This is a genomic window from Streptomyces sp. NPDC002130, from assembly GCF_040296465.1.
Taxonomy (GTDB): Bacteria; Actinomycetota; Actinomycetes; order Streptomycetales; family Streptomycetaceae; genus Streptomyces.
Map to the genome: position 1 here is coordinate 1 of NZ_JBEOXI010000318.1, position 7,883 is coordinate 7,883.

General features: G+C 70.5%; 8 protein-coding genes and 1 pseudogene. 7 read left to right on the forward strand and 2 right to left on the reverse strand.

The features are described 5' to 3' along the window. The coding region (locus ABT116_RS36635) for a cytochrome P450 family protein (protein WP_502983998.1) at positions 1 to 548 on the forward strand (548 nt) is incomplete at its 5' end. Positions 549 to 555: 7 nt separating this feature from the next. Continuing rightward, positions 556 to 1,077, forward strand: a complete 522-nt coding sequence (locus tag ABT116_RS36640; protein ID WP_351643168.1) for a cupin domain-containing protein — start codon at positions 556 to 558, stop codon at positions 1,075 to 1,077. On the opposite strand, the gene ABT116_RS36645 is transcribed toward ABT116_RS36640, so the two are convergent. Next, positions 1,074 to 2,300, reverse strand: coding sequence for an acyl-CoA dehydrogenase family protein (locus ABT116_RS36645; protein ID WP_351643171.1), 1,227 nt, complete (start codon positions 2,298 to 2,300; stop codon positions 1,074 to 1,076). The genes ABT116_RS36640 and ABT116_RS36645 overlap by 4 nt on opposite strands. A gap of 172 nt (positions 2,301 to 2,472) precedes the next feature. On the opposite strand from ABT116_RS36645, the gene ABT116_RS36650 reads away from it, so the two are divergent. Next, the gene (locus tag ABT116_RS36650) at positions 2,473 to 3,117 is read left to right on the forward strand and encodes a TetR/AcrR family transcriptional regulator (RefSeq protein ID WP_053674268.1); all 645 of its coding nucleotides are present in this window, start codon (positions 2,473 to 2,475) and stop codon (positions 3,115 to 3,117) included. 12 nt (positions 3,118 to 3,129) lie between these two features. Here ABT116_RS36650 and def read toward each other — a convergent pair whose 3' ends face one another. Continuing rightward, positions 3,130 to 3,675, reverse strand: coding sequence for a peptide deformylase (gene def, locus ABT116_RS36655; RefSeq protein ID WP_351643175.1), 546 nt, complete (start codon positions 3,673 to 3,675; stop codon positions 3,130 to 3,132). Between the two features lie 158 nt (positions 3,676 to 3,833). Between def and ABT116_RS36660 the strand changes: the two are divergent. From ABT116_RS36660 to ABT116_RS36675, 4 genes and pseudogenes are all read left to right on the forward strand, one after another. Then, positions 3,834 to 5,073, forward strand: a pseudogene (locus tag ABT116_RS36660) (DUF1727 domain-containing protein). Between the two features lie 23 nt (positions 5,074 to 5,096). Then, positions 5,097 to 5,825: a type 1 glutamine amidotransferase gene (locus ABT116_RS36665; RefSeq protein WP_351643177.1), complete on the forward strand. Its 729-nt coding sequence runs from the start codon at positions 5,097 to 5,099 to the stop codon at positions 5,823 to 5,825. Between the two features lie 202 nt (positions 5,826 to 6,027). After that, positions 6,028 to 7,053 carry a 6-phosphofructokinase gene (locus tag ABT116_RS36670; protein ID WP_351643179.1) on the forward strand — a complete coding sequence of 342 codons (1,026 nt, stop codon included), beginning with the start codon at positions 6,028 to 6,030 and terminating at the stop codon, positions 7,051 to 7,053. A 163-nt stretch (positions 7,054 to 7,216) separates the two neighbouring features. Beyond that, on the forward strand, positions 7,217 to 7,883 hold a 667-nt coding region (locus ABT116_RS36675; protein ID WP_351643182.1), incomplete at its 3' end, for a cytochrome c oxidase assembly protein.

Consider the following 7,883-nt stretch of genomic DNA (forward strand, 5'->3'; position numbering starts at 1 on the left):
GCGAGAAGGCCAGGAGGGAGATGGGCGCCTACTTCTCCGATCTCATCGGCCTGCGTGAGGGCGGCAGCGGCGAGGACGTCACCTCCCTGCTCGGGGCCGCCGTGGGCCGGGAGGAGGTGACCCTGGACGAGGCGGTCGGTCTCGCGGTCCTCCTCCGGATCGGCGGCGAGACGGTCACCGACCAGTGTGTCCGGATGTTCTACGTGCTTCTGACCCGGCCCGACATCGCCGAACGGCTGCGCGCCGAACCGGAGATCCGTCCCCGGGCCGTCGACGAACTGCTGCGCCGGCTCCCCCACCGCGACGCGGACGTCCTCACCGACCCGGGGACGAGCGACCTCGGCCGCGACCCGGACCTGCATGTCTCCTTCGGCTGCGGCCCGCACCACTGGCCCGGCGGCCTGCCGGCCCGGATGGTGTCGGAGCTCCTGCTCGACGCACTCCTCGACGGCGTACCCGGCCTTCGGCTCTCCGTTCCGGCCGATGAACTGACCTTCAGGACGGGCACGCGGCTGCGCGGGCCCGAGTCCCTGCCCGTGACCTGGTGATCCGGCGATGACGGCGACGGAAGGGCTGCTGGTCCCACCCGGCCACGGCCGGATCATGGAGACCCCCGCCCAGCGCGTCACCTTCAAGGTGACCGGCACGCACTCCCGCATGGCCTCCACCTTCGAGGTGGTCGTGCCCCCGGGCTTCGATGTCGGCGCCCATGTGCACACCCGCAGCGAGGAGTTGTTCTACGTGCTGGAGGGCGAGCTGGACGTCCTCGCCTTCGAGCCGCGGAGCCGTACACCCGACAACTGGCGGACGTGGGAGTCCGCTTCGGGCAACCGGGTGGTGCGGGCGACACCCGGGACGGTGATCGCCGTGCCCCCGGGATGCCCGCACGCGTTCGCCAACCCGACCGGCACACCGGCGAAGATGTTCTTCCAGGCGAGCCCGCCGCCCGACCACGAGCGGTACTTCGAGGAACTGCTGGAGATCCTCGGCAGCGGGGGCCCGCCGGACCAGGCGGCGATCGAGGAGCTGCGGGCGCGCTACGACATCGAGCAGCTGACGCCGCTCCGGCACCGCTAGCGGATGGGTACGCCGGCGAGGGTCCGGGCGATGACCAGCCGCTGGATCTCGCTGGTGCCCTCGAAGATGGTGTAGATGGCCGCGTCCCGGTGCATCCGCTCCACCGGGTACTCCCGGGTGTAGCCGTTGCCTCCGAGGATCTGGATCGCCTGGGCCGTGACCTTCTTGGCCGTCTCGCTCGCGAAGAGCTTGGACATCGATCCCTCGGCCGCCGTGAACGGCTTGCCGTTGATGGCCATCCAGGAGGCGCGCCACACCAGCAGCCGGGCCGCGTCGATCGACGTCCGCATGTCGGCGAGCTGGAAGGCGACGCCCTGGTTGTCGATGATCGGCCGGCCGAACTGCTCGCGCGTCTTCGCGTAGTCGAGGGCGACCTCGTAGGCGGCGCGGGCCGTGCCGACGGCCATGGCGCCGACCGCCGGGCGCGAGGCCTCGAACGTGGCCATGGCCGCGTTCTTCACGCGCTCGCCGCCCGCCTTGGCCCGCTCCCGCGCCCGGGCCAGCCGTTCGTCCAGCTTCTCCTTGCCGCCGAGCAGGCAGGAGCCGGGCACGCGCACGTTGTCGAGGATGACCTCGGCGGTGTGCGAGGCGCGGATGCCGTGCTTCTTGAACTTCTGGCCCTGGGCGAGACCCGGCGTCCCCGGCGGGACGATGAAGGAGGCGTGCCCCTTGGAGCCGAGCTCGGCGTCCACGACCGCGACGACGACGTGCACGTTGGCGATGCCGCCGTTGGTCGCCCAGGTCTTGGTGCCGTTGAGCACCCACTCGTCCTTGGCCTCGTCGTAAACGGCCCGGGTGCGCATGGAGGCGACGTCGGAGCCGGCGTCGGGCTCGGAGGAGCAGAAGGCGGCGACCTTGACATCGCCCGCGTCGCCGTACATCTGCGGGATCCAGGTGCCGATCTGTTCCTCGGTGCCGTTGGCGAGGACGCCGACGGCGGCGAGGCCGGTGCCGACGATGGACAGGGCGATGCCCGCGTCGCCCCAGAACAGCTCCTCCATCGCCATGGGGATGCCGAGACCGGTCGGGTCGAAGTACTGCTGGGCGTAGAAGTCCAGGGAGTAGATGCCGACCTTGGCGGCCTCCTGGATGACCGGCCAGGGAGTCTCCTCACGCTCGTCCCATTCGGCGGCCGCGGGGCGGATCACATCGGCCGCGAAGCCGTGCAGCCAGTCCCGGACCTCCTTCTGTTCGTCGTTGAGCTCCATGGTGAACTCGGCCATGTCGTCCCCTCCAGCGGCACACATGCATGTTACTTGCGGTAACACCAGTCTGTTACCGGCGGGTAGTCGAAGTCAACTCCTACCGACCGGTCGGCACCCGTTCGGTGTCGGGGGCACGCTTCAGTGTTAGTTTTCGCAGGCGTCATGGAAACAGCACGGGTGGGGAGAGACCATGGACACCACGCAGCGGACCGATCAGCAACGGTCCGCCGACCGCCGCCGGCGTGAGCTGCTGGAGGCCGCCGACCGAGTGGTGCTGCGCGACGGACCGCAGGCATCGATGAACGCGATCGCGGCGGAGGCCGGCATCACCAAGCCGATTCTCTACCGGCACTTCGGCGACAAGGGCGGACTTTACGCCGCCCTTGCCATGCGGCACACGGACGCCCTGCTTGACTCACTGCGGGCGGCGCTGGACGCGCCGGCGGACCGGCGGGAGCGGGTCGAGGCGACACTGGACACCTACCTCACGGCGATCGAGTTGCGGCCCCAGGTGTACCGGTTCCTGATGCACCCCGCGGAGGGGGGCCAGCCGGGGGACGCAGGGTTCGACGTCGGCAAGCACAGCGCGCCGTTGCTGCGGCGGATGGGCGAGGAGCTGGCGCAGGTGATCGAGGAGCGGCTGGATCTCGGGCCGGGCGGGCAGCAGCTCGCTCGTGTGTGGGGGCACGGGATCGTCGGCATGATGCATGCGGCCGGGGACTGGTGGCTGGGGGAACGGCCCTGTTCTCGTGCGGAGTTGGTGCGGAGTTTGGCGGACCTGTTGTGGGGTCGGCTTGCGGCTGCGGGGGATCGGGTCGGAGGGCCGGGGTTCTGACCGTCGTTCGGATCACCCTCCCCGGCACCAAGATGCCCGGGACACCTGCCGCATCAGTCTGCGGTGGCGCCAGCCGCTCAGGTGGTCCGCGAAAATCCGGCCCTCCAGGTGATCGCACTCGTGCTGCAGGCAGCGGGCGAAGAAGCCCGTGCCGTGGACGGTGACCGGTTCTCCCGTCACCGTGAAGCCCTCGACGACCGCGTGGTCGTGGCGTTCCGTGCCCGCTTCCAGGCCCGGGAGGGACAGGCAGCCCTCCGGGCCCCGGATCACCACGCCGTCCTTTTCGGCCAGGCGGGGATTGACCACATGGCCCACATGGCGGACATCCTCGTCGTCGGGGCAGTCGTAGACGAAGACGCGCAGCGGCTCGCCGACCTGGTTGGCGGCGAGGCCGACGCCCTGGGCGGCGTACATCGTCGCGAACAAGTCCTCCACGAGGCGGGCCAGTTCGGGGCCGAAGTCGGTGACCTCCGCGCAGGGAGTGTGCAGCATGGGATCGCCGTGCAGGGTGAGGGGTCTCACGCGGCCGTGGGCGCCGGGGATGGAGCTGTGTCGCATGGCGGCAAGAGTAAGGTCCTGTCGGTCCGCGTCTCCCACACGAGTTCGCCACAGTGCCGCGGTTCGGGAGTGCGAATGGATCTCGATAGGCTGAGGTCCACACCACGTGGCCGTCAGGCTTCAAGGCGCGGCGCGTACGCAAGGAGGATCGAGAACTGATGGCAGGCAACTCGGACCCGCTCTCACCGCGGGCCAAGCTGGCCGTGACCGCGGGCAAGGCGGTCGCGGCGGCATCGCGCGCCGCAGGGCGCGGCAGCGGTTCGGTGATCGGCGGCCGGGTCGCGCTGAAACTCGACCCCGACCTCCTCGCCCGGCTCGCCCCAGAACCTGGACGTGATCCTGGTCTCCGCGACGAACGGCAAGACCACCACCACCCGGCTCATCGCCGAGGCCCTGCGCGCGGCGGGACCGGTCGTGTCCAACGCGCTCGGCGCCAACATGCCGGCCGGCATCACCTCGGCCCTCGCCGGCAGCTCCGACGCCCGCTACGGCGTCATCGAGGTCGACGAGAAGTACCTCGCCGGCGTCGCCCGGGACACCGCCCCGAAGTGCATCGCCCTGCTCAACCTCTCGCGCGACCAGCTCGACCGGGCCGCCGAGACCCGCATGCTCGCCGAGAACTGGCGGGAGGGACTCGCGGGTTCCAAGGCCGTGGTCGTGGCCAACTGCGACGACCCGTTGGTGGTGTGGGCGGCGTCGTCCTCCCCCAATGTGATCTGGGTCGCGGCAGGGCAGATGTGGAAGGACGACGCCTGGTCCTGCCCGTCGTGCGGTGGCGTGATGCAGCGCCCCGGCGACGACTGGTTCTGCGGCGAGTGCGGCTTCCGCCGCCCCACCCCGAGCTGGGCGCTCTCCGGTGACCACGTGCTCGACCCGCACGGCTCGGCCTGGCCGATCCACCTCCAGCTGCCGGGCCGCGCCAACAAGGCCAACGCCGCCTCCTCGGCCGCCGTCGCCGCCGTGTTCGGGGTGCCTCCGCAGGTCGCGCTGGAGCGCATGTACCAGGTGCAGGCGGTGGCCGGGCGCTATGACGTCGTCCAGTTCCAGGGCCGTGACCTGCGGCTGCTGCTGGCGAAGAACCCGGCCGGCTGGCTGGAGACGTTCTCCCTGATCGACCCGCCGCCCACCCCGGTCATCCTGTCGGTGAACGCGCGCTCCGCCGACGGCACCGACACCTCCTGGCTGTGGGACGTCGACTACTCGCGCCTGACCGGCCACCCGATCTGCGTCGTCGGCGACCGGCGGCTGGACCTGGCGGTGCGCCTGGAGGTCGCCGACCAGCACTTCCAGGTCTACGAGAACCTCGACCAGGCGGTGGCGGCGTGCCCGCCGGGCCGGATCGAGGTCATCGCCAACTACACGGCGTTCCAGGACCTGCGCCGCCGCGTCGGCAACTGAGCACGAGACGTCAGGGGACTTTTGTGAGCGACAACCAACTGCGGATCGTCTGGATCTATCCGGACCTGCTCAGCACGTACGGCGACCAGGGCAACGTCCTCGTCGTCGAGCGCCGGGCCCAGCAGCGGCGCCTGGACGTGGCCCGGCTGGACGTGCGCAGCGACCAGCCGATCCCGACCTCCGGCGACATCTACCTGATCGGCGGCGGCGAGGACCGGCCGCAGCGGCTCGCCGCCGAGCGGCTGCGCCGGGACGGCGGCCTGACCCGGGCCGTGGAGAACGGCGCCATCGTGTTCTCCGTGTGCGCCGGCTACCAGATCCTCGGCCACGAGTTCATCAACGACCTCGGTCAGCGCGAGCCCGGCCTCGGGCTGCTGGACGTGGTGTCGGTGCGCGGCGAGGGCGCCCGGTGCGTCGGTGACGTGCTGGGCGACGTCGACCAGCGTCTCGGCCTGCCCCCGCTGACCGGCTTCGAGAACCACCAGGGCGTCACCCACCTGGGCCCCACCGCCCGCCCCCTCGCCCAGGTGCGGTTCGGCAACGGCAACGGCACGGGCGACGGCACGGAGGGCGCGTACAACGACACCGTCTTCGGCACGTACATGCACGGGCCGGTGCTCGCGCGCAACCCGCTGATCGCGGACCTGCTGCTGAAGCTGGCCCTCGACGTCAACGCGCTGCCGCCGACCGACGACCGCTGGTACGAGGCACTGCGCAACGAGCGCATCGCCGCTGCTCAGCAGCCCGCTTAGGCACAGCGCCGCAGCGTGCCCGAGGTACGCGTCAACCTGCTGGTCAACAGCCCGTATGACGACCCATCCGCACAGGTGAGCGGGGTCGTCCAGCAGGCGGACGCGTGCTTCGGTCCGGCCCCTCGGTGCCGCTAGGGTGGCGGGGATTCCAGCCGGACAACGTGGTCCGGTCCCCGGCCCACGTTGAGAAGGTATTCGGGCTATGCGCATTGGTGTCCTCACGTCCGGCGGCGACTGCCCCGGCCTGAACGCCGTCATCCGGTCCGTCGTGCACCGCGCCGTCGTCGACCACGGCGACGAGGTCATCGGCTTCCGGGACGGCTGGAAGGGCCTCCTGGAGTGCGACTACCTCAAGCTCGACCTGGACGCGGTGGGCGGCATCCTCGCCCGCGGCGGCACGATTCTCGGGTCCTCCCGGGTCCAGCCCTCCCATCTGCGGGACGGCGTGGAGCGGGCCAAGGGCCATGTCGAGGAGCTCGGCCTCGACGCGATCATCCCCATCGGCGGTGAGGGCACGCTCAAGGCCGCGCGGCTGATGTCGGACAGCGGTCTGCCCGTCGTGGGTGTGCCGAAGACCATCGACAACGACATCGCCGTCACGGACGTCACCTTCGGCTTCGACACGGCCGTGGGGGTGGCGACCGAGGCCCTGGACCGGCTGAAGACCACCGCCGAATCGCACCAGCGGGTTCTGGTGGTCGAGGTCATGGGCCGGCACACCGGCTGGATCGCCCTGCACTCCGGCATGGCGGCCGGTGCCCACGCCATCGTCGTGCCCGAGCGGCCCTTCGACATAGAGGAACTGACCCGCCGGGTGGGCGAGCGGTTCGAGGCGGGCAAGCGCTTCGCGATCGTCGTCGCGGCGGAGGGGGCCAAGCCCCGGGCCGGGACCATGGAGTTCGACGAGGGCGGCAAGGACATCTACGGGCACGAGCGGTTCGCCGGGATCGCCCGGCAGCTGTCCGTGGAGCTGGAGGGGCGCCTCGGGAAGGAGGCCCGCCCGGTGATCCTCGGGCACGTGCAGCGGGGCGGTACGCCGACCGCCTACGACCGGGTGCTGGCCACGCGGTTCGGGTGGCATGCGGTGGAGGCGGTGCATCGCGGGGAGTTCGGGCAGATGACCGCGCTGCGGGGGACCGACATCGTGATGGTGCCGCTGGCGGAGGCCGTGGAGACGCTGAAGACCGTTCCTGACGACCGGTACGAAGAGGCGGAGTGCGTTCTCTGAGGGTGCTGTAGTCAGCCGGGTGCGGGTCGCCTGTGGCTTGTCGCGCAGTTCCCCGCGCCCCTGAGGCGTCGTACCGCCCCCGGCCGTAACGGTGACCGGGGGCGGTTCTACTCTTGTGGGCGGACAACTTGCTGCACACCCCCACGAAACAGGAGCCGGCGGAATGGATCACAGCGGGCACGGCATGACGATGGATCTGCCGCCGTTCACGCTGGGAAGAGGTCTTGAGTGGTCGGCTGACCCGTTCTTCCTCGTCGCCTGCCTGGCCGGGCTGGCCCTGTACGGGTGGGGTGTCGTACGGCTCGTCCGGCGTGGGGACAAGTGGCCGGTGGGGCGTACGGTCGCCTACGTCCTCGGCGTGCTCAGCATCATGCTCATGATGTGCACCGGGCTGAACGACTACGGCATGGTCATGTTCAGCGTGCACATGGTGCAGCACATGGTCATCAGCATGGTGTCGCCCATCCTCATCCTGCTCGGGGCGCCGATCACTCTGGCGCTGCGGGCGCTGCCCACCGCGGGGCGGGGCCGCAAGGGGCCGCGTGAGCTGCTGCTGATGTTCCTGCACAGCCGGTACATGAAGATCATCACGCACCCGGCGTTCACGATCCCGCTGTTCATCGCGAGCCTGTACGGGCTGTACTTCACCCCGATCTTCGACACCCTGATGGGCTCCCAGGCGGGCCACATCGCGATGATGGTGCACTTCCTCGCCGTCGGCCTGGTGTTCTTCTGGCCGATGCGGGATCACGCCCGAGGCCTTGGTGTTGCGCTGGAAGATGCCGCCGTAGCCGGCGAGGGCGGAGACGCCCTCCTGGATACGGGCGCCG

What these genes read in the sequence shown, in the direction of transcription:
- ABT116_RS36650 (WP_053674268.1), top strand. Translation starts at nt 2,473, where the DNA reads ATGGACACCACGCAGCGGACCGATCAGCAACGGTCCGCCGACCGCCGC.
- ABT116_RS36640 (WP_351643168.1), top strand. Translation starts at nt 556, where the DNA reads ATGACGGCGACGGAAGGGCTGCTGGTCCCACCCGGCCACGGCCGGATC.
- ABT116_RS36645 (WP_351643171.1), bottom strand. Translation starts at nt 2,300, where the DNA reads ATGGCCGAGTTCACCATGGAGCTCAACGACGAACAGAAGGAGGTCCGG.
- def (WP_351643175.1), bottom strand. Translation starts at nt 3,675, where the DNA reads ATGCGACACAGCTCCATCCCCGGCGCCCACGGCCGCGTGAGACCCCTC.
- ABT116_RS36670 (WP_351643179.1), top strand. Translation starts at nt 6,028, where the DNA reads ATGCGCATTGGTGTCCTCACGTCCGGCGGCGACTGCCCCGGCCTGAAC.